At 39.0% G+C, this 18,695-nt stretch carries 25 protein-coding genes; 14 read left to right on the forward strand and 11 right to left on the reverse strand.

The features are described 5' to 3' along the window. Positions 1-21: 21 nt before the first annotated feature. Positions 22-1,476, reverse strand: coding sequence for a beta-barrel assembly-enhancing protease (gene bepA / locus A6E04_RS12955; RefSeq protein ID WP_017021204.1), 1,455 nt, complete (start codon positions 1,474-1,476; stop codon positions 22-24). A gap of 187 nt (positions 1,477-1,663) precedes the next feature. On the opposite strand from bepA, the gene A6E04_RS12960 reads away from it, so the two are divergent. Together A6E04_RS12960 and A6E04_RS12965 are read left to right on the forward strand one after the other, a co-directional pair. Beyond that, a complete protein-coding gene (locus A6E04_RS12960; RefSeq protein ID WP_017021203.1) occupies positions 1,664-1,891 on the forward strand; it encodes a sulfurtransferase TusA family protein in 228 nt (75 codons plus the stop codon). Between the two features lies 1 nt (position 1,892). Next, positions 1,893-2,960, forward strand: a complete 1,068-nt coding sequence (locus A6E04_RS12965; protein WP_012550875.1) for an AI-2E family transporter — start codon at positions 1,893-1,895, stop codon at positions 2,958-2,960. A gap of 77 nt (positions 2,961-3,037) precedes the next feature. Here A6E04_RS12965 and bcp read toward each other — a convergent pair whose 3' ends face one another. Both bcp and A6E04_RS12975 read right to left on the reverse strand, forming a co-directional pair. Further along, on the reverse strand, positions 3,038-3,505 hold the full coding sequence (gene bcp, locus A6E04_RS12970) for a thioredoxin-dependent thiol peroxidase (protein WP_158007232.1): 468 nt from the start codon (positions 3,503-3,505) through the stop codon (positions 3,038-3,040). A gap of 30 nt (positions 3,506-3,535) precedes the next feature. Then, complete coding sequence (locus A6E04_RS12975) at positions 3,536-4,063, reverse strand: glycine cleavage system transcriptional repressor (RefSeq protein ID WP_012550873.1); 528 nt, start codon at positions 4,061-4,063, stop codon at positions 3,536-3,538. A gap of 275 nt (positions 4,064-4,338) precedes the next feature. Here A6E04_RS12975 and dapA point away from each other — a divergent pair, with 275 nt between their 5' ends. After that, positions 4,339-5,220: a 4-hydroxy-tetrahydrodipicolinate synthase gene (gene dapA, locus A6E04_RS12980; RefSeq protein ID WP_017021201.1), complete on the forward strand. Its 882-nt coding sequence runs from the start codon at positions 4,339-4,341 to the stop codon at positions 5,218-5,220. An 11-nt stretch (positions 5,221-5,231) separates the two neighbouring features. Then, positions 5,232-6,284, forward strand: coding sequence for an outer membrane protein assembly factor BamC (gene bamC, locus A6E04_RS12985; protein ID WP_017021200.1), 1,053 nt, complete (start codon positions 5,232-5,234; stop codon positions 6,282-6,284). Between the two features lie 31 nt (positions 6,285-6,315). Here the strand turns inward: bamC and A6E04_RS12990 are convergent, their stop codons facing one another. From A6E04_RS12990 to A6E04_RS13005, 4 genes are read right to left on the reverse strand one after another with little or no spacing between them, the layout of a single operon-like run. Beyond that, positions 6,316-6,528 (reverse strand): DUF2897 family protein, encoded by a 213-nt coding sequence (locus tag A6E04_RS12990; protein WP_065611599.1) that lies wholly within the window; start codon positions 6,526-6,528, stop codon positions 6,316-6,318. 2 nt (positions 6,529-6,530) lie between these two features. Then, the gene (locus A6E04_RS12995; RefSeq protein ID WP_065611600.1) at positions 6,531-7,199 is read right to left on the reverse strand and encodes a M15 family metallopeptidase; all 669 of its coding nucleotides are present in this window, start codon (positions 7,197-7,199) and stop codon (positions 6,531-6,533) included. Positions 7,200-7,258: 59 nt separating this feature from the next. Then, complete coding sequence (gene dapE / locus A6E04_RS13000; RefSeq protein ID WP_017021197.1) at positions 7,259-8,392, reverse strand: succinyl-diaminopimelate desuccinylase; 1,134 nt, start codon at positions 8,390-8,392, stop codon at positions 7,259-7,261. A gap of 32 nt (positions 8,393-8,424) precedes the next feature. Further along, positions 8,425-8,772 carry an ArsC family reductase gene (locus tag A6E04_RS13005; protein ID WP_039798505.1) on the reverse strand — a complete coding sequence of 116 codons (348 nt, stop codon included), beginning with the start codon at positions 8,770-8,772 and terminating at the stop codon, positions 8,425-8,427. A gap of 190 nt (positions 8,773-8,962) precedes the next feature. Here A6E04_RS13005 and A6E04_RS13010 point away from each other — a divergent pair, with 190 nt between their 5' ends. Together A6E04_RS13010 and A6E04_RS13015 are read left to right on the forward strand one after the other, a co-directional pair. Beyond that, on the forward strand, positions 8,963-9,247 hold the full coding sequence (locus tag A6E04_RS13010) for a type VI secretion system PAAR protein (protein ID WP_012550866.1): 285 nt from the start codon (positions 8,963-8,965) through the stop codon (positions 9,245-9,247). A gap of 164 nt (positions 9,248-9,411) precedes the next feature. After that, positions 9,412-9,693: a winged helix-turn-helix domain-containing protein gene (locus A6E04_RS13015; RefSeq protein WP_012550865.1), complete on the forward strand. Its 282-nt coding sequence runs from the start codon at positions 9,412-9,414 to the stop codon at positions 9,691-9,693. An 83-nt stretch (positions 9,694-9,776) separates the two neighbouring features. On the opposite strand, the gene A6E04_RS13020 is transcribed toward A6E04_RS13015, so the two are convergent. Genes A6E04_RS13020 through narQ form a run of 3 tightly spaced genes read right to left on the reverse strand, consistent with a single transcriptional unit; the run spans position 9,777 to position 12,440 of the window. Continuing rightward, on the reverse strand, positions 9,777-10,112 hold the full coding sequence (locus A6E04_RS13020; protein ID WP_017021195.1) for a DUF4156 domain-containing protein: 336 nt from the start codon (positions 10,110-10,112) through the stop codon (positions 9,777-9,779). A gap of 1 nt (position 10,113) precedes the next feature. Further along, positions 10,114-10,725: a response regulator gene (locus A6E04_RS13025; protein ID WP_017021194.1), complete on the reverse strand. Its 612-nt coding sequence runs from the start codon at positions 10,723-10,725 to the stop codon at positions 10,114-10,116. 23 nt (positions 10,726-10,748) lie between these two features. Continuing rightward, positions 10,749-12,440: a nitrate/nitrite two-component system sensor histidine kinase NarQ gene (narQ, locus tag A6E04_RS13030; RefSeq protein ID WP_017021193.1), complete on the reverse strand. Its 1,692-nt coding sequence runs from the start codon at positions 12,438-12,440 to the stop codon at positions 10,749-10,751. 188 nt (positions 12,441-12,628) lie between these two features. On the opposite strand from narQ, the gene napF reads away from it, so the two are divergent. From napF to A6E04_RS13060, 6 genes are all read left to right on the forward strand, one after another. Next, complete coding sequence (gene napF / locus A6E04_RS13035) at positions 12,629-13,147, forward strand: ferredoxin-type protein NapF (RefSeq protein WP_017021192.1); 519 nt, start codon at positions 12,629-12,631, stop codon at positions 13,145-13,147. A gap of 11 nt (positions 13,148-13,158) precedes the next feature. Next, positions 13,159-13,431, forward strand: a complete 273-nt coding sequence (locus A6E04_RS13040; protein ID WP_231850920.1) for a chaperone NapD — start codon at positions 13,159-13,161, stop codon at positions 13,429-13,431. Then, positions 13,428-15,917 carry a periplasmic nitrate reductase subunit alpha gene (napA, locus tag A6E04_RS13045; RefSeq protein ID WP_017021191.1) on the forward strand — a complete coding sequence of 830 codons (2,490 nt, stop codon included), beginning with the start codon at positions 13,428-13,430 and terminating at the stop codon, positions 15,915-15,917. Before A6E04_RS13040 ends, napA begins: the two co-directional genes overlap by 4 nt. A gap of 70 nt (positions 15,918-15,987) precedes the next feature. Beyond that, positions 15,988-16,461, forward strand: coding sequence for a nitrate reductase cytochrome c-type subunit (locus A6E04_RS13050; protein WP_017021190.1), 474 nt, complete (start codon positions 15,988-15,990; stop codon positions 16,459-16,461). A 32-nt stretch (positions 16,462-16,493) separates the two neighbouring features. Continuing rightward, complete coding sequence (locus A6E04_RS13055; protein WP_012550858.1) at positions 16,494-17,069, forward strand: NapC/NirT family cytochrome c; 576 nt, start codon at positions 16,494-16,496, stop codon at positions 17,067-17,069. 10 nt (positions 17,070-17,079) lie between these two features. Next, positions 17,080-17,208, forward strand: coding sequence for a TIGR02808 family protein (locus tag A6E04_RS13060; protein WP_017021189.1), 129 nt, complete (start codon positions 17,080-17,082; stop codon positions 17,206-17,208). 71 nt (positions 17,209-17,279) lie between these two features. On the opposite strand, the gene A6E04_RS13065 is transcribed toward A6E04_RS13060, so the two are convergent. Next, positions 17,280-17,636 (reverse strand): DUF2956 domain-containing protein, encoded by a 357-nt coding sequence (locus tag A6E04_RS13065; RefSeq protein ID WP_017021188.1) that lies wholly within the window; start codon positions 17,634-17,636, stop codon positions 17,280-17,282. 201 nt (positions 17,637-17,837) lie between these two features. Here A6E04_RS13065 and A6E04_RS13070 point away from each other — a divergent pair, with 201 nt between their 5' ends. Next, positions 17,838-18,287: a DUF2919 domain-containing protein gene (locus A6E04_RS13070; RefSeq protein ID WP_017021187.1), complete on the forward strand. Its 450-nt coding sequence runs from the start codon at positions 17,838-17,840 to the stop codon at positions 18,285-18,287. A gap of 11 nt (positions 18,288-18,298) precedes the next feature. Next, entirely contained in the window at positions 18,299-18,688 is a 390-nt protein-coding gene (locus A6E04_RS13075; protein ID WP_017021186.1) for a hypothetical protein, read from the forward strand. Positions 18,689-18,695: the final 7 nt, after the last annotated feature.

The following is an 18,695-nucleotide window of genomic DNA, read 5'->3' on the forward strand; positions in this document are numbered from 1 at the left end:
TTCCTTTTTATTTTTCTTTCGTTATAACGTGCTGAATCTTTCTCTAGAGAGGCGTAATTGATCTATTCTTGCATCATATCGAGCTTGATCTAAGCTGCCCAACTCGGCGAGTTGGCTTGCTTGTGTGTAATTACTTAACGCTTTATTCCACATGCCTTTAAGCGCATAAACTTCAGCTCTTGCTGCTAATTCTCCATCAGAGCTGCCGTCATCATGGTAGGCTTTAGAGAGTAATTGCCATCCAGTCGGATCTTTAGGGTGGTCATGAGTGTAGCGTTGAAGAATTCGAACCGCTTGAGGCGTTTTCCCCGATTCAGATAAAGCATGGGCATAATTAATCATTAATACTGGGTTGTTGGGCAGATGAATTAATCCATTTTCTAAGCGTTTTATCGCCTGTTCATTTTTCTTTGTATACAGATCTAAATCGGTAGCTGCATCAATATAAAACGTATTCAGAGGATCATTTTTGAGTAACGTTGACATTATTGGTGTGGCTTTATCATATTGGTTTGAATCAATATAAACTAAGGCTTTACCGTATTCGATGGCTGTCTTTTGATCGACTTTAGCCGACTTTGATTTACGAGAAAACCAATCAAGCGCGGCATTACTATCAATACCAGCAAAGCGAGCGACGATACGAGAGCGAGCAAGTTGGTATCGCAGAGATGTGTTTACACGGCGCATTGGGTATTGTTGTGCTCTAGCTCGGCTGTCTGTTATTCGGTCTGCGGGTAAGGGGTGAGTTAGAAGCATTGGTGGTGGTGTACTTGCGTATCGATATTGGTCGGCTAATCGTGAGAAAAATCGTGGCATTGCCGTTACATCAAATCCTGATTTTGCGAGTGTATCAATCCCAAACCTGTCGGCTTCTTTTTCATTGCTTCTTGTATAGTTAATTGAGCTTTGCATTGCTCCAGCGGTTGTTGCATGAATCGCGGCAATGCCTGCTTCTGGTGCTGCAATCGCCAATAATAAAGAGCCAACAAGTGCTGCAATCGTTGCTGGTGAGCGTCGAGCTTGATCTTCCATACTTCGAGCAAGGTGACGTTGTGTAATATGCGCAATTTCGTGAGCAACCACCGAGGCTAATTCGCTTTCCGATTGTGCGTATAGAAATAATCCTGAATGCAACGCAACATAACCACCAAAAAAAGCAAAGGCGTTAATTTCTCTATTATTGATTAAGAAGAAGTGGAAAGGGGTTTTGACATCACTTGCATTAGCAACTAAGCGGTGGCCTAGATTTTGAACATATTCAGTTAATACTGGATCATTAATGACTGGTTGGCTAGCACGGAGCATCCGCATGTACGCATCACCATAAACCAGTTCTTGATCTATGGTCAGAGTACCCGCTGCTGTGGTTCCTATTTCAGGCAAATCTAAATCGTTATTTGCACTAGCAGGTAGTGAGCTTGTTAGCAATGAGGCAATGAGTAAACTACTGGCCAGCTTTTTTAATTTGAACATGTATTATTCACAAATCCTTTTAATAACATTCCACTATGAAAGAGATGGATATCTGTAATGAGAGTGGAGGTTGCTTATCTTAATATTATAAGAGTAGCAAATCTGTTATTGGTTTCTTTTCTGTCATAATTATGTGACTTATACTCTCTATACATGGAATCTATCATATCTATAGTCGAGTCGTCGAATGGAAACCCAGTACTTAGATTTATCAAAACACCGTTGTCCTATGTCTTTATTATTGGCTAAGCGTGCAAGTCACCGCTTAATAGACAGCGAAAAATTAATCATTAAAGTCGTCGACAAAGTGTCTTTACAGGATATGATGACATACTTTCAGCAATCCTCTTTCCATACTCATCTAGAGCAAGCTGAACCGTGTTCTTTTTTAACCGTAACGAGAAGCAGAACTTAATATGTTAGACATGGTTACTCAATGGTATAAACGTCGTTTTTCCGATCCTCATGCTGTTAGCTTAGTGGCAATATTAGTCGTCGGGTTTATTACTATTTATTTCTTTGGACATTTAATTGCGCCTTTATTGGTTGCGATTGTATTGGCTTATTTACTTGAATGGCCAGTCGCAAAGCTGAGTAAGTTTGGTTTACCAAGAACGCTTGCCGTTATGTTTGTTGTTTTGCTTTTTATTAGCCTGATGCTATTGGCGGTGTTTGGCCTTGTTCCTACTATTTGGAATCAAGTTGGTAATCTAATTAATGACATACCATCCATGTTTAATGGGTTACACAGTTTATTATCAAGCTTGCCTGATCGTTATCCTGAATTCATCCAACCTCAATCCATTGATACGTTATTAGACACCGTACGCGGCAAAGTATTAGGCATGGGAGAAACGATGGTTAAAGGGTCATTATCTTCTTTAATAAGTTTAGCCGCATTAGGGGTATATCTTATCTTGGTTCCATTACTCGTTTTCTTCTTACTAAAAGATAAAGATGAAATGGTCAGAACGATGAGCAATATCTTACCTAAAAATCGCCGTTTAGCGACGAAGGTTTGGGTTGAAATGAATGAACAAATTAGTAACTATATTCGTGGCAAAGTCGTTGAGATTCTTATTGTAGGAACAGTGAGCTACGCTACCTTCTTTATTATGGATCTGCGTTACGCATTATTACTTGCCGTTATGGTTGGGTTTTCTGTGTTAATTCCTTATATTGGTGCCGCTGCTGTAACGGTTCCAATTGCAATTGTTGCGTTATTTCAATGGGGGCTTACCCCCGATTTTTATTGGCTAATTCTTGCTTACGCTATTATTCAAGCATTAGATGGTAATGTGTTGGTGCCTGTTCTTTTCTCCGAAGCGGTAAACCTTCACCCTGTGGCGATCATTGTGTCAGTTCTAGTGTTTGGTGGGTTGTGGGGGTTCTGGGGGGTATTCTTTGCGATTCCATTAGCGACACTGGTTAAAGCGGTTTGGAAAGCACTGCCAGCAACCGATGAAGTCTTTAAAAAAGCGTAACAATTATTATTATTAGATAAAAGAAAGGCGGTGCTTTGATGAGCGCCGCCTTTTTTATTTCTCGTCTTTAAAAATGCTTATTTTTCGTTTAAATAATCCAGAACGACTTCATGGTGTGTTTTGGTTTTAAATTTAGTGAAGACGTGTTCAATAACGCCATCTTCATTAATTAAGAAACTAATGCGGTGCAGACCGTCATACACTTTGCCCATGAATTTTTTCTCACCCCAAACACCAAAAGCATCCGCAGCCGAGTGATCTTCATCAGACAGTAACGTAAAGTTTAATTGGTCACGCTCAATGAATTTACCTAAGCGTTTCACCGCATCAATGCTCACGCCTAACACGACAACATTATGCGCATCTAATTCTGCTTTTACATCTCTAAGGCCTTGAGCTTGAACAGTACATCCTGGTGTCATTGCTTTTGGATAGAAATAGAATAAAACCTTTTTTCCTTTTAGATCGGAAAGAGAAATAGTCTCTCCATTTTGATCCAAAAGAGAGATATCTGGTGCAGGAGAGCCTGCCGTTAATGGTGTGATCATAATATTTCCTTAACGTTGACGGTATATTTAGTTTTTATAAAAATTGATTTTTCCGCTGACATTTAATGTTGAGCATAGATGTTCAAATTCTTCTTGGATTTCCATAATATGACATTCTTGAAAAATCTCAGCTGTAATTTGAATTTGAAACGAATTCTGGTTAGTTGCTTTCTTTAATGTTTGAGCACTCAGTGTTTTTAGATCAATGTCTCTGTTGGCTAAGAAATCAGTAAACTTCTCCGTTAAGCCCGGACGATCTTCCGATTCAACAAACGCATCAATCGTATAGAAAGTGTCTCTTTCTTGATGAGGCGATGTGCGCTTTATTATCGTTATTAGATCGTGTTGTTGACCTAATAAAGGTAAGGTATTTTCAATTCGAGAAACGGCATTCGCGCTTCCTGACAACAACATGATCAATGTGAATTCATTACCAAAAGATGCGATACGGCTATCTATGATATTACAGCTTGATTCAGTGACGAGGCGAGTCACCTTATTCGAGATACCAGGTCTGTCAGTTCCGACCGCAGTAATTACAAGGTATTGGGACATAAAAATCTCGTTGTTGATAAATATAAAACCATACTAACACGCAAGTGATTGTGTGATAAGCAAGCAATAGTGAACAATCGTCAAAAAAAAGACTCTACAACATAGCCTTTAATGTAATATCCTTGAAGATTATTGATTTGATAATTCGACTTATTACATAGAAGATGAAAATCATGTGATTGTATGATGAACAAGGGCGATAACGCTTTGCCATCATATTAATGAATAACTCAATTTGTTCGCCATTCTCAGGCTGATTAAAAAGGGAGAAGGATATGTTCTCAGGTAGCATTGTCGCCTTAGTGACACCATTGGACACCGATGGTGAAGTTGATTACACAAGTTTAAAAAATCTCGTTGATTATCATATTAATGCAGGTACAGATGGCATTGTTGCCGTTGGCACCACTGGTGAGTCAGCGACATTAAGTGTAGAAGAACATGTCAAGTTAGTGATGAAAACGCTTGAGTTTTCTGATGGCAGAATTCCTGTTATTGCGGGTACTGGCGCAAACGCGACTCATGAAGCGGTAACGTTCAGTAAATTATTTCGAGATTCAGGTGTTGCGGGCTGTTTAAGCGTAACGCCTTATTATAATAAGCCAACACAAGAAGGTTTATTCTTACATTATAAAGCGATTTCGGAATCCACCGATGTACCTCAAATCCTTTACAATGTTCCGGGTCGTACGGCTGTAGATTTATTGCCAGAAACGGTAGCTCGTTTAGCTGAACTTGATAATATTGTTGCTTTAAAAGATGCGACAGCAGAATTAGACCGAATTGCGATTACGCGTGAACTTTGTGGTGATAAATTTATCCAACTAAGTGGTGATGATGCAACGGCACTTGAATTTGTTAAAATGGGCGGTCATGGTGTTATTTCTGTAACGGCAAACGTAGCAGCAAAAGACATGGCAACCATGTTTGCATTAGCGGCTCAAGGTAAGTTTGAAGAAGCGGAAATTATTAATCAACGCTTAATGCCATTACATCAGGATTTGTTTGTTGAAGCGAATCCAATGCCTGTTAAATGGGCCACTCATCGTTTAGGGATGATTACTCACCCTGATATTCGTTTACCACTAACAGAATTAAGTCGTTCAGCACAACCAGTTGTTGAACAAGCATTAATTCGTGCTGGTGTGTTGAAGTAGTAGGATAAAAAATGAAAGTGAACACTCGCTTTGTTGTTGGATCATTGATGGTTGCTATGTTAGCGGCTTGTTCAAGCAGTCCAACTGAGCGTCGCCAAGCTAAACAAGATTTTAAATATTTAGATACGGCACCATTAAAAGAATGGCAGCAACCAGCGGAAGCTAAACCTGAGTTCTATCCTCAATATGATATTCCTAAAGGGGAGTATGTTGGTGGAGTCGGAAAAGGTGTCGATATTCGACCTCCTCAGCAAGTATTAGAACTGATCCCAGGGGCTCGTATAGAAGAGCAACAAGGGGAAGTCTCTGTATGGCTTGTGAAAGATGAAGATCTTGATAAGCTTTGGCAAACGGTGTTGGGCTTAATTAAAAAACGAAATATCACATTACTAAAACAGTCGGATACTGAACTTGAAACTGATTGGTTAACGTGGAATTCAGAAGATGAAGATCATGAGTTTGGTTCTCGTTATTTGATTACTAAGTTAAATCAAAACAATCGTTCAGGATTTAAAATTGTTCTGATTGATTGGCAAGTTGATGGTAAACAAGCTGAAGTTACTCAAGCAAATAAAGCGCGTTATAATATTTTAATGACGAATTTAGTGACGTCTGCTTATGACGAGCAGCTTCGCGAAGAAGCGCGTATTCGTGCTGAAGAGCTTGTTAAGCGCATCCCTATTTCTATGGGACAAGATCGCAGTGGTCTTCCTGTGATAATCGCTCGTGCGCCTTATAATGTTTTCTGGGAGCGTCTTGGTGATTTATTGCCGATGATGGGACTGAATATTGAAGATAGAAACCGTTCGCAAGGAACCATTGAGGTTAAATATAAAGAGCCTGATGATGAGTTCTGGCAAGAGATTGGTACAAAACCATTGTCTTTTGAAGGTCGCACTTACAACCTACTATTAGGTGATCTTGGTAACCGTACTTCTATTAATGTAACGGATGCTGCGGGTAAACCGGTAGATGAAGCGACGCTTGATTCATTAGTTCCTGTGTTGGCTGCAATGATTGAAAAATCAAATAAGAAGTCAAAAACAGAAATAACGGAAGAATAGACACGTTTGTTATATAAGAAAGACGCTCAAATTATTGGGCGTCTTTTTTTTTGTCTTCAGATTGATTCATTGCTACCGATTCATTTTTTTCAGAACCTAATTCGTCCTCTTTTTCTTGTGGTGTTATCGGTTTTTTCGGCTGTTTAAATTTCATATTTGCCGTCGCTTTTAATGCGGCAAGGTTACCAATAACAACACTTAATACGATGACGATAATAACCCAAGGGTTCATTAACCATTCCATGACTATTCCTTATTTATGTTCATGATGTAACGATGAAATAAGATATCGATATGTTTAATGATACTCTCTTTTCCTGCCAGTTCTACATCTCGCCATGCTTGACGTAAATGTTCAGGTGTAAGTTGTGACATGTATTTATCACTGGTTGTTTTGTAACTAAGGTGCCAAGGTTCAATCGCGACGCCTTTTTTATCATGCTTATAAGGGAAGAAAAAACCATATTTAGGGGCATTTTCAAATAACCATAGACTGAATTCTTTTTGATGTCCTGTTTCGTACTCCCAAGGTTCAAGCTGCAATGTGACCCCTTTAGGAAGATGGTTGCTCGCATAGACATCAAGATCGGTTCCCCAATGATGGCGACTTCCTCCTGGCAATGCAGACCAACGCATAATGGCGTGAATCTTTTCAATATCACTCATCTTATTCGTATCTAACACTTTACTGTCAGTTCCTAGAATGGGACGAATACCTGTAAACTTATTATTCCAAATCATTAATTGACGTTCAAAATCACGAAAACTGCTTGCGATAGTGAGAGTAAATCCCGCTTTTCTTGCCGCAATTTCTAATGCCTTAAATGAAGAAATACAATCATGGTGAAGTTGGCGATGGGGGTTAACAAAGGAGAGGTGTTGAGTTGATAGACCTGTGAGCTGTGTATATGTCATAAGGTACCTAATAAAAAACGAGAGGATCAAGACCCTCTCATCATATACTTAAAAGGTGGCTAAGCGAGTAAATTATTTAGGACTTCTTGATACATATCAGTCAGTTTTTCTAAATCATCAACCTTGACACACTCATTCACTTTATGAATAGTGGCATTAACCGGACCAAGCTCAATTACTTGTGAACCCATTTGAGCAATGAAGCGGCCGTCGGATGTTCCACCTGTTGTTAGTAATTCAGGCTTCTGTTGATTAACAGTGGCAACGGCATCAACAACGGCTGTTAATAGATCGCCAGTATCGGTTAAGAACGGAAGTCCATTGATAATCCAATCCAGATCGTATTCTAAATTGTGTTTATCTAAGAGTTCAATCACACGCTGTTGTAGGCCTTCGACGGTAGATTCAGTGCTGAAGCGAAAGTTAAACATGATTTCCGCTGTTCCAGGGATCACATTAGAGGCACCTGTACCACTGTTCATGTTCGGAATTTGAAAGCTGGTTGGTGGAAAATAAGCATTACCTAAATCCCATTCAGTCGTTGTCAGTTCAAGTAGTGCAGCCATTGATTGGTGGATCGGATTTCGTGCAATGTGTGGATAAGCAACGTGCCCTTGAATGCCTTTGACGGTTAAGTTTCCAGTTAAAGAGCCTCTACGACCGTTCTTGACTACATCGCCAACATATTGGGTGCTTGACGGTTCACCAACAATACACATATCAATAATTTCATTACGCTCTTTTAGCGTATCAACCACACGTGTTGTGCCATTAATGAATGGACCTTCTTCATCTGAAGTGATTAAGAAAGAGAGTGAACCTTTATGTTCTGGGTGCTCAGAAATGAAACGCTCAACAGCAACAATCATGCAGGCAAGAGAGCCTTTCATATCGGCAGCTCCACGAGCGTATAACATGCCATCGATGATCGTTGGCTTAAAAGGATCTGTATTCCACTGCGTTAATGATCCTGTTGGAACTACATCTGTGTGGCCTGCGAAGGTAAATAAAGGTGCTTCTGTTCCACGGCGAGCCCAGAAATTGGTGGTGTCTTCAAATACCATGATTTCAATTGTAAAACCAAGAGCCTCAAGGCGTTTAATCATTAATTCTTGGCAACCCGCATCTTCTGGAGTGACTGATTGGCGACTGAGAAGATCTTTCGCGAGAGTGAGTGTTGGAGTGTCAGGCATGTTGTATTCCTTTACTTATCTTTAAAATAAAATTAACCGTTAAAAATTGCATCATATTGAGCGGGTTTGAAGCCTAAATGGTAGAGATCGTTATGGATTAAAATCGGGCGCTTTATCATTGCCGGCATTTCTAGTAAAAGATCAATCGCCGTGGTTTCATTTAATGATGCTTTTTGCTCATCATTGAGTTGACGGTAAGTAGTACCTCGCTTATTTACGACATTTTCCCAACCAAGTTGTTGAACAAAAGTCGTAATCATTTCTTTATCAATGCCATCCGTACGATAGTCATGGTAAGTGAAATCAATGTCGTTTGCTTCAAGCCACTTTTTGCATTTTTTTATCGTATCGCAGTTTTTTATTCCGTAAATTATCGTCATGACTTTCTTCATTATGTTATTAATTATGCTTCCTTTATAACGAGAATTGAACAAATACGCCAGTGTTGGAGAGTATTTAGTGTTTTGTTAATTATATTTTGAAGTGACTCGTCTTTTTCTTTTCTAAAATCGTCATTGTTGTTCATTAAACATACACTTATTTTTTGATGTATGAAATGGACAAAAGAGAATGGGAAATGCAGTGAAAGTGGGTGATATTGGTACTGCCCATGATGGGTTTCATCCAAGTCCGATATTAGCGGGTTCGGGAACGGTCAAAGTTGATGGTGTACCTGCAGCAAGAAAGGGGGATCCTCTTGCTCCTCATAGTAAGCCTAAACATCCACCGCACCCGCGAGCCATTTCTGAGGGATCGAACTCTGTGTTTATGGATGGGCAGCCGGCGGCGAGAAGTGGAGATGCGGTTGGATGTGGAGGTAAAGTTCAAGGTGGTGGAACGGTTAATATTGGTTAGAGGTTCTGCTTTTATAATGATAGTTATGAAAATTAATTACAAAAAAAACAGATTTATGAGTTATTTCGTTAAATTGTAGGATTATTTTCGTAATTAGTTGATCAATCTCAACATCATTAATATTAAATGATTAATAATTACTCTTATTAAATCAGGAGGTATCAATGGAGTTGAATCCAGTGTTCGCCAGACGCTTGTATTTAGCGTTGTTGGTGCATAATTTAGAAAGGCCTAATGTACCTAAACTTGTAGAGTTAACAGGGTGGCCCCGTCGTACAATTCAAGATGTACTAAAAGCATTACCAGGCATAGGCATTGAATTGATGTTTATCCAAGATGGACGCCGTCATAATGATGGTTATTATCGTCTTTCTGATTGGGGACCTTATGATCCTGATTGGGTATGCTCGAGAGAAGATCAAATTGCTTCCACGTTATACCATTAAAATGTAAATCAGTTTTATACGTGGATATGGACAGACAATAATAAAAAAGCCAACTTACGTTAAGTTGGCTTTTTTGTGTCAATTTATAACGAGGGGCATAAATAGGCAGATCCAAGCAGAGTGACTGACGTGTTAAAGGCTGAAGGAGAATGGATAACAATGCTGTTTCCTCCTAATAGGGTGGCTTCATTTTTCATGTCATTAACGGCTGATATGAGTAACTCTTTATTTGTAATAAAGAAGAAAGTATACCAATGGCCTTCACTGCCTGTAACGGTTCCGACTGGAGTACAATCTGTAATTGAACTATCATCAAAATATAAAAAAACCTTATCTATATTCGTATCTTCTACTTTGGTTGTTGATGCACAACCTGAGAGTAGTGATAGCAATATTAAAGAACATAAGGCTGTTTTCATTTTATGCATCCAAATAAAGTAAGGTCGCTGCTACTCTCGATTTTACATTGAGTTTTTTAAGTAGGCTCTTCATGTGCACTTTTACTGTTGCTTCTGAAATGAACAGTTTGTCTGCTACTTGCTTATTTCTCATTCCTTTCGCTACATTTTGTAATATTTCAAGTTCACGAGCGGTTAAACTAGACAGTTTATCATCACCATTCTTCCCTTCTTCTAAACAAATTTTCACTTGCTCTGAATAGGCTTTGTCACCTTGTATTGCTTGCTTTAGCAGTGCAATAAGCTCGTCAGGTTCACTGTCTTTAAGTAAGTAACCGTCAGCACCTGCTTTTATTAAGGTTTTAATGTCTTGTTTATTATCGGATACGGTAAGAATGACAATCGGGCAAGTTACGCCTTCATTGCGTAATGCATGCAACGTATCAAGGCCTGACATGCCTTTCATATTTAAATCGAGAAGAACAAGGTCGGGTTCATCTTTAGAGATTAGAGCAACGGCATCTGTGCCATTACTTGCTTCACCTGTTAGGGTAAATTCATCTTCAAAAGAAAGGAGTTGGCCAATGCCTCGGCGCATTAAAGGATGATCGTCAACGATAACAACATTCCACATAGGGTATATACCTTTTAAATTAATTATTGGTTAAGTGGAAACGTAACGTTCACTGCACAACCGTGTTCTAATTCTGATGCAATGGATAAAGTACCTCGAACGAAGTTTGCTCGTTCTTGCATTATTCTTAATCCATAATGATTTATTTTTTCTTCGGTGGAGTCAAATCCTACGCCATCATCTTCAATGTTAATGTAACCTTGCTCACCTTCTTGGTAACACGTAATGATAATATTATCAGCTTTTGAGTGTTTGATGGCATTTAATGTTGCTTCGCGTATTAATTGCAACAAATGTACATGCTGTTGTGCATTAATTGGCAAAGATGGCAGTTCATTATTTACATGTATACGAATGGCTGTCTGTGATTGTAAGGTATTTATAATCTCTTGTAATGCCTCACCAAAGTGCGCCTTATTAATCGTTAATCTAAAGGTGTTTAATAATTCTCTTAACTGAGTATAGGCACTTTTAAGTCCCTCATCCAATTCCGTCAATGTACTTCCTGTGTTTTGACAATCACATTTCTTAAGTTGGCGTTTCAATAAGGTCGTTTGAATTTTTAAATAAGAAAGCGATTGTGCCAGTGAGTCATGCAGTTCTCGTGCAATTGCTGCTCGCTCTTCAAGAAGAATAAGTTGATGCGTTTGTTTTTGGGTTAGGTCATAGAACAACCCACGAGCAAGAATATTAGCGATGTTGATGATTAGCTTTTGATCTGGGCATGGAAGAGAAAATTGCCACAATAAGTAACCTAATTTTTCTCCATCAATGATCAGCTCTTCTAAACTCCAAGGTGAATTGTTTGGGGTTCCACTTGTTATTTCCCAATCACCGCCAGACTCTTCTTCTACAATTAACCTTGCACTAATAACACCTTCAATATTAGTAAACATGTTAAGAATGTTTTTAAAGGCTTTTTCATCAAGTTGAGAGGCTGATAGCTCTTGAGAGCAAGCATAAAGAGTGGTTAGCGATCGATTTGCTTGACTGAGTTTTCTGGTTTTATCTTCAACATGACTTTCGAGCTCGCGGTAGCTAGAGTGCACTTGTTTTGCCATGTGATTAAAGGCGCTACCTAATTGCCCTAATTCATTACCACTATTTAAATCCACTTGTACTGAAAAATTGCCTTTTGTCATTGCGTGACTTGCGGCAACAAGGTGATGCAGCGGACTCACAATTTTTCGTTGAGTAAATGAAATAATAAAAAGACCAAGACAAAGAATGAGAGATAAACCTATCGCACCAATAAAAGAAAGTAATTGAAGTTTTCGCTCTGAAAATTGCTGTAAGCGTAGAACGAAATGATCGATTTCATCCACAAAGAGCGACACTTTAGTGAGATAAATTTGTTTATCATCACTTAGTAATGCGGGTTGCAATAACTGCCACTGTAATCGAATGTCAGAATAATAGGATTCAATGTCGTCCGGTACAAACCATTGATCTAAAGAGTGGAAAGCGGGTGACTCAATGGATTCTGAAAATTTGGCTAAGTGATCTAGCATGTATGGTGAATTGGTTTCAATATCGTAGGCTAAACGATAACTTTGCATGCGTAAAGAACCTGCAATATTGACCGCTTCGGCGTCTTTTAAACTTGATGACAATGTGACCAAAGCTAAGCTTGTTGTAATGATCGAAATAAGGACAATCCACAACATCACTTGAGCTATTGTTTTTGTTAATATTGATGTTTTATTATGTTTCATAATTGTTGTGGCTGGCCTATAGTTAAAAGGAGGGGATAATAATCTATTCTGTTGTTTTTATTTGTTTTAAAAATTGATCTAGAACAAGTTCCCCCCTTGTTTAACCATTATGAGGTATATCAATAAATATGACAAAATTTAAAATTCATCATATAAAAATGTTAATAGATGCGCGGAGTTATGAATAGATGAGTCAAGATAATTCAGTTGACCATTCCAAGCGGGGATTTTTTCGCCGTTTGTCTCCTCAGAAAAAAATACATCCTTTAACACAGCAGCGTTTGCCTTGGGTTGATAATGAAGCTGAGTTTGTCTCTGCTTGTACTCGCTGTGAAAAGTGCATTACCGCATGTGAAGAAAGCATAATTGTTAAAGGCGATGGGGGGTTTCCTATCGTTGATTTTACAAAAGGTGAGTGCACTTTTTGTGAACAATGTGCATCAGTATGCCCTGAACACTTATTTACTGTAACTGAAAAATCAGCTTTCTCTCATCGAATTACAATAAATGAAAGTTGTTTAGCAAAACGAGCCGTTGAATGTCGTAGTTGCAGTGATATGTGTGACACGCAAGCGATTCGTTTTCAACTTACGCTGGGCAGTGTAGCTCAGCCTAAACTTAATTTTGATGACTGTAATGGATGTGGTGCTTGTGTTGCAGCATGCCCAACTTCAGCTATCAGCATGACACTGGAAGAGCAAACATAATGTTAGAAAATTTGCCTGAGAACGAAGTTCATATTTCAAGTGTAGTCGTACATGTTAAACCTGAATTTTTAGAACAAACAAAAGCAAAAATATTAGAAATACCGAATGCGGAAATCTACGGAGAAAGTGAAGAGGGCAAATTAGTTGTTGTGCTTGAAACAGAAAACCAAGGATATATCACCGATTCAATCGATAAAATAAATGACTTCGAAGGAATACTAACGGTTGCTTTAGTATTCCACCAAATCGAGCACTTTGATTCGCAATGTGAGGATGAATCATGAAAATGACAAGACGTGCGTTTGTTAAAGCAAACGCCGCAGCATCAGCTGCAGCTGTCGCAGGGATTACACTGCCTGCTTCAGCAACTAATTTAATCGTTAGTTCTGACGAAACAAAAATTAAATGGGATAAAGCGCCTTGTCGTTTTTGTGGTACTGGTTGTTCTGTACTAGTAGGGACTCAAAAAGGTCGCGTTGTTGCGACTCAAGGTGATCCTGAAGCACCAGTAAACAAAGGTCTTAACTGTATTAAAGGTTATTTCCTATCTAAGATCATGTATGGCAAAGATCGTCTTCAAACGCCAATGTTGCGTATGACGGATGGCCAATACGATAAAGAAGGTGAGTTTACGCCTGTTTCTTGGGATGTTGCTTTTGACACCATGGCTGAGAAATGGAAAGCGGCTCTGAAAAAACATGGTCCAACAGGTGTTGGTATGTTTGGTTCAGGTCAGTGGACTGTAATGGAAGGTTATGCAGCGGTTAAGCTGATGAAAGCCGGTTTCCGTTCAAATAACATTGATCCAAACGCACGTCACTGTATGGCTTCAGCCGTTGGTGGTTTCATGCGTACTTTTGGTATTGATGAGCCAATGGGTTGTTACGATGACTTTGAACACGCAGACGCTTTTGTTCTGTGGGGGTCAAACATGGCTGAAATGCACCCAGTATTATGGACTCGTATTTCTGACCGTCGTTTAAGTAATCCACACGTTAAAGTGAACGTATTATCGACTTACTACCATCGTTCATTTGAATTAGCAGACAAAGGGTACATTTTTGAACCTCAATCTGACCTTGCTATTGCTAACTTCATCGCTAATTACATTATTGAAAACGATGCGATTAACTGGGACTTCGTAAATAAACACACGAATTTCAAGCAAGCAACAACAGACATCGGTTACGGTCTTCGTGATGATAACCCGCTTCAAATGGAAGCAGAGAATCCTAACTCAGGTGCCATGACTTCAATTAACTTTGAAGAATATAAAGCGTCTGTTGCGCCTTATACGGCGAAGAAAGCGTCTGAGATGTCTGGTGTATCAGAAGAAGACCTGATCACTCTGGCTAAACAATACGCGGATCCAAACACAAAAGTAATGTCGTTATGGACAATGGGTATGAACCAACATACTCGTGGTGTTTGGATGAACAGTCTTGTTTATAATATTCACTTATTAACAGGTAAAATATCGACGCCTGGTAATAGTCCGTTCTCATTGACAGGTCAGCCATCAGCGTGTGGTACGGCTCGTGAAGTCGGTACGTTCTCACACCGTTTACCTGCTGATATGATGGTTGCTAATCCTAAGCACCGTAAGATCGCTGAAAACATCTGGAAACTACCTGAAGGTACGATTCCTGCGAAACCAGGTGCTCATGCTGTTGTACAAGATCGCATGCTTAAAGATGGCAAGATCAACGCTTACTGGGTTATGTGTAATAACAACATGCAAGCGGGTCCAAATATTAATGGTGAGCGTCTTCCTGGTTACCGTAATCCAGAAAACTTCATTGTGTGTTCTGACCCATACCCAACAGTAACTGCTCAAGCATCTGATTTGATTCTTCCAACAGCAATGTGGGTAGAGAAAGAAGGAGCTTATGGTAATGCAGAGCGCCGTACTCAAGCTTGGTATCAACAAGTACAAGCAACCGGTGAAGCAAAATCTGATTTATGGCAAATTATGGAATTCTCAAAACGCTTCACAGTAGAAGAAGTGTGGGGCGAAGAGCTATTAGCTAAAGCACCTGAGTTCCGTGGTAAAACTATGTATGACGTACTTTACAAAAATGGCAACGTAGATGCTTTCCCATTATCTGAAGCTCAAGATCTAAATGATGATGCGAAAGATCAAGGCTTCTATGTTCAAAAAGGCCTATTTGAAGAGTATGCAACGTTTGGTCGTGGTCATGGTCATGATTTAGCACCATACGATACTTACCACCAAGTACGTGGCTTACGTTGGCCTGTTGTTGATGGTAAAGAAACATTATGGCGCTTTAAAGAAGGCTCAGATCCATACGCTAAAAAAGGGTCTGATTGGGACTTCTATGGCAAGCCAGATGGTAAAGCTCTGATTATTTCTGCACCATATGAAGCGCCTCCAGAAGTTCCTGGCGAAGAGTTTGATATGTGGTTATGTACTGGTCGTGTTCTTGAGCATTGGCATACAGGAACAATGACTCGTCGTGTTCCTGAACTGTATAAAGCCGTTCCAGATGCACTTTGTTATATCCATCCAGCGGACGCGAAAAAACGTGATTTACGCCGTGGTGAAGAAGTATTAATTTCAAACAAACGTGGTGAAGTTCGCGTTCGTGTTGAAACTCGTGGTCGTAACCGTCCGCCAGAAGGATTGGTGTTTGTCCCATTCTTTGATGCTCGTATCTTAATTAACAAGTTGATTTTGGACGCTACCGATCCGCTTTCTAAGCAAACGGATTACAAAAAATGCCCAGTTAAAATCACTAAAATTGCTTAATTAATAATTGATAGACCATCTGATGTGGTGGTCTATTTCAAAGAGTTTGCCTTAAGGCGGAGAAAGTAGAATGAAAAAATTCATTATAACGCTTCTATCAATTGGACTGTTGTTTGCTGGTGCAGTACAAGCAGAAGCTGAACAAAAAACGGAATTAAATAATCCTGGTGGTATCGGTGGCGTTGAATCATTACGTGGGGCTTCAGAGTTAGAAGCGACTCGTCCAGCGGATGACTTTAAACGTTTTCCTCGTGACCATGCGTTAGAAAGTGATTATGTTTATCAACCACCATTGGTTCCTCATACTATTCGTAATTACGAAGTGTCTTTAAACGTGAACAAATGTTTATCATGTCACAGCTGGAAAAACGCGAAAGAAATGGGCGCTACGAAGATCAGTGTAACGCATTACGTGAATCGTGAAGATGCTGTATTATCTGATGTATCACCTCGTCGTTACTTCTGTCTACAATGTCATGTTCCTCAAGCAGATGCTAAACCACTGGTTGAGAATGAATTTAAACGTGTGGACTCATTGCGCTAGTTAATAGCCAATACTGTTAAGAGAGGCTATACATGAAATTTTTAAAAGCATTTTGGAAGCGTTTTTCTTCTCCAAGTAAAGCTGCAGTAGGTATCGTCCTATTTATGGGCTTTATGGGGGGGTTGCTTTTTTGGGGTGCATTTAACACGGGTATGCAAGCAACGAATTCAGAAGAATTCTGTTCTGGTTGTCATGCTCCGATTGTTAAAGAGATCCAAGAAACCATTCACTATTCAAACCGATCTGGTGTTCGTGCTATCTGTTCTGATTGTCACGTACCTCATAATTGGACAGATAAAATCGTACGTAAAGTTCAAGCATCAAAAGAATTGTTTGCTCATTACGTAACAAAGACGATTGATACTGAAGAGAAGTTCAAAGAACGTCGGGGTCATTTAGCAGAGCGAGAATGGCATCGAATGAAAGAGAATAACTCTCAGGAATGTCGTAATTGTCATGAATTTAATTATATGGATTTCTCTGAGCAAGGCCCTCGTAGTGCGAAGCAGCATTCAACGGCGCTAGCATCAGGTGATAAAACATGTGTTGATTGTCATAAAGGTATCGCACATAAACTGCCTGATATGTCTGGCGTTGAAGGGTGGTAAGGAGCTTACTATGAGTACGTTAGAATCGGTTATTTGGCATACGTTAGGTTATATAGCGATGCCTTCAATAATCCTCGGTGGATTTGTTGTTGTTGCTGTGATTTCTATGGGGATTTTATCTTTAAAAGTAGATAAATAGCCAATATAGATAATAAATAAAAAAGAGATGACCCTTATGGCTCATCTCTTTTTTTGTTTAAGGCTCATCAATTAATAACCTAAAAAGAAGTAGTAAATAAACCCCACCCAACTAAGGCCTAATAATATCCACGGTAACGGTTTATTGGATTGAGTATTGGTTTTATTTTGGTGTTTTTTTTTGTCTTCTTCTTTGTTTGAATTAGATTCATTTAATTGCTTTTGTCGAACTTCTTTTTTCCTTGTTTTATCCGCTTCACGTGCTTTTTCTTTATGTTGTTTTTTGTAAAGCGTGATCCCTTTCTCAATACCTTGTGCTATGAGTTTGGTTTGTTCTTTTGTTTGTGCTGGTTTTTGTGTAGCTTTAGCTACCTTCATTGCTTCTTGTTGAGTTTCAGCTGATATAGGTTCTTTTTTATTTTTGATCATAATATGTCTTTATTATTAATAATTAACGGCATTTTTACATATTTTGAAAGTCTACACTTAGAAAAATGTGATGAGAATAGAGCTTTTGATTTATAGATTGTAGCTAGCTCAAATTTTTAATTTTCTTCAATCGTTATTTTTAATCATTTAAGTAAGCTGAACAAGTCTACTTAGTGGTTTATTTATTATTCAGGTAGATAAATGCAATATTCTTTCGATGCATATGATGAGCATGGGTGGCTAAAGCCACCGTTGTGGTTATGGTTTGGTTGGGTACTATTGATTCGCTCTGTTGTCGTTTTTATCATGGCAGGTGCAAGTCGGCAGCAGGGAAATGATCTTCTTGCTCTGTTTTATCCTAATCACTCTCATTTTTACATGAGTTTATGCATGAGCTTACCGATTGTATTTTTGATGTGGTTAAGTAATTTTAAAAAGCCCAATAGACCTTTTATGCAGACCCTTTGGAAGCAAGGTCGATGGCTAACTATTTTAATGGTAGTTATTGAGTTATCAATGTTAATACAGTCGATTGTTATTAACAGAGGAGAGTTCCAGCTAGAGAGTGCAGTGGTTATTTTATTACTTAGCTGGTTTTTGATTTTTTTATTCCGAAGCAAAAGAGTCAAAATATGCTTTAGTCTTACTTAAGAGGGAAGACGATGGATTTATCAACAGGCGCACTTCTTTTTAGTGCTTTATTAAGCCCATTAGCGATGGCTGATTGGCAGTTAGATTTGGGGTTAGAAATTAATCGCCCTGACTTACAGCGCATTACTAATTCTTCGACGTCTTTAGTATTAGGTGAAGAGACGCTTGTGTTCAATTCGATAGATAAGCAGTCCCAAGTGAAAGCATGGGCTGAAATTAAAAATATTAATGCTGAGAATGTAGAAATTGCTTTTCGTGTGACAGAAGAGGGAAATGGAAGCGTTCGTACATTGTGTGCACCGACAATAATCACTAAATTAAATAATCAAGAGTCCTATATGGTGTCTGATTCTTCCGTGAATGAGACTGTTAAATTGTCCGTAGAAGTAATTTCTTCGTAATCTCTTA

This window comes from Aliivibrio logei (assembly GCF_001691055.1).
GTDB classification, from domain to species: Bacteria; Pseudomonadota; Gammaproteobacteria; order Enterobacterales; family Vibrionaceae; genus Aliivibrio; species Aliivibrio salmonicida.

Bases quoted from the DNA above. Each gene is read 5' to 3' on its own strand.
- bepA (WP_017021204.1), bottom strand. From the start codon at position 1,476: ATGTTCAAATTAAAAAAGCTGGCCAGTAGTTTACTCATTGCCTCATTG.
- A6E04_RS13065 (WP_017021188.1), bottom strand. From the start codon at position 17,636: ATGATCAAAAATAAAAAAGAACCTATATCAGCTGAAACTCAACAAGAA.
- A6E04_RS13005 (WP_039798505.1), bottom strand. From the start codon at position 8,772: ATGACGATAATTTACGGAATAAAAAACTGCGATACGATAAAAAAATGC.
- A6E04_RS12995 (WP_065611600.1), bottom strand. From the start codon at position 7,199: ATGACATATACACAGCTCACAGGTCTATCAACTCAACACCTCTCCTTT.
- A6E04_RS13050 (WP_017021190.1), top strand. From the start codon at position 15,988: ATGAAAAAATTCATTATAACGCTTCTATCAATTGGACTGTTGTTTGCT.
- A6E04_RS13070 (WP_017021187.1), top strand. From the start codon at position 17,838: ATGCAATATTCTTTCGATGCATATGATGAGCATGGGTGGCTAAAGCCA.
- dapE (WP_017021197.1), bottom strand. From the start codon at position 8,392: ATGCCTGACACTCCAACACTCACTCTCGCGAAAGATCTTCTCAGTCGC.
- A6E04_RS13020 (WP_017021195.1), bottom strand. From the start codon at position 10,112: ATGAAAACAGCCTTATGTTCTTTAATATTGCTATCACTACTCTCAGGT.
- A6E04_RS13010 (WP_012550866.1), top strand. From the start codon at position 8,963: ATGGGAAATGCAGTGAAAGTGGGTGATATTGGTACTGCCCATGATGGG.
- A6E04_RS13060 (WP_017021189.1), top strand. From the start codon at position 17,080: ATGAGTACGTTAGAATCGGTTATTTGGCATACGTTAGGTTATATAGCG.
- A6E04_RS12960 (WP_017021203.1), top strand. From the start codon at position 1,664: ATGGAAACCCAGTACTTAGATTTATCAAAACACCGTTGTCCTATGTCT.
- bamC (WP_017021200.1), top strand. From the start codon at position 5,232: ATGAAAGTGAACACTCGCTTTGTTGTTGGATCATTGATGGTTGCTATG.
- A6E04_RS13075 (WP_017021186.1), top strand. From the start codon at position 18,299: ATGGATTTATCAACAGGCGCACTTCTTTTTAGTGCTTTATTAAGCCCA.
- A6E04_RS12975 (WP_012550873.1), bottom strand. From the start codon at position 4,063: ATGTCCCAATACCTTGTAATTACTGCGGTCGGAACTGACAGACCTGGT.
- napF (WP_017021192.1), top strand. From the start codon at position 12,629: ATGAGTCAAGATAATTCAGTTGACCATTCCAAGCGGGGATTTTTTCGC.
- narQ (WP_017021193.1), bottom strand. From the start codon at position 12,440: ATGAAACATAATAAAACATCAATATTAACAAAAACAATAGCTCAAGTG.
- A6E04_RS13025 (WP_017021194.1), bottom strand. From the start codon at position 10,725: ATGTGGAATGTTGTTATCGTTGACGATCATCCTTTAATGCGCCGAGGC.
- napA (WP_017021191.1), top strand. From the start codon at position 13,428: ATGAAAATGACAAGACGTGCGTTTGTTAAAGCAAACGCCGCAGCATCA.
- A6E04_RS12965 (WP_012550875.1), top strand. From the start codon at position 1,893: ATGTTAGACATGGTTACTCAATGGTATAAACGTCGTTTTTCCGATCCT.
- A6E04_RS12990 (WP_065611599.1), bottom strand. From the start codon at position 6,528: ATGGAATGGTTAATGAACCCTTGGGTTATTATCGTCATCGTATTAAGT.
- dapA (WP_017021201.1), top strand. From the start codon at position 4,339: ATGTTCTCAGGTAGCATTGTCGCCTTAGTGACACCATTGGACACCGAT.
- A6E04_RS13015 (WP_012550865.1), top strand. From the start codon at position 9,412: ATGGAGTTGAATCCAGTGTTCGCCAGACGCTTGTATTTAGCGTTGTTG.
- A6E04_RS13055 (WP_012550858.1), top strand. From the start codon at position 16,494: ATGAAATTTTTAAAAGCATTTTGGAAGCGTTTTTCTTCTCCAAGTAAA.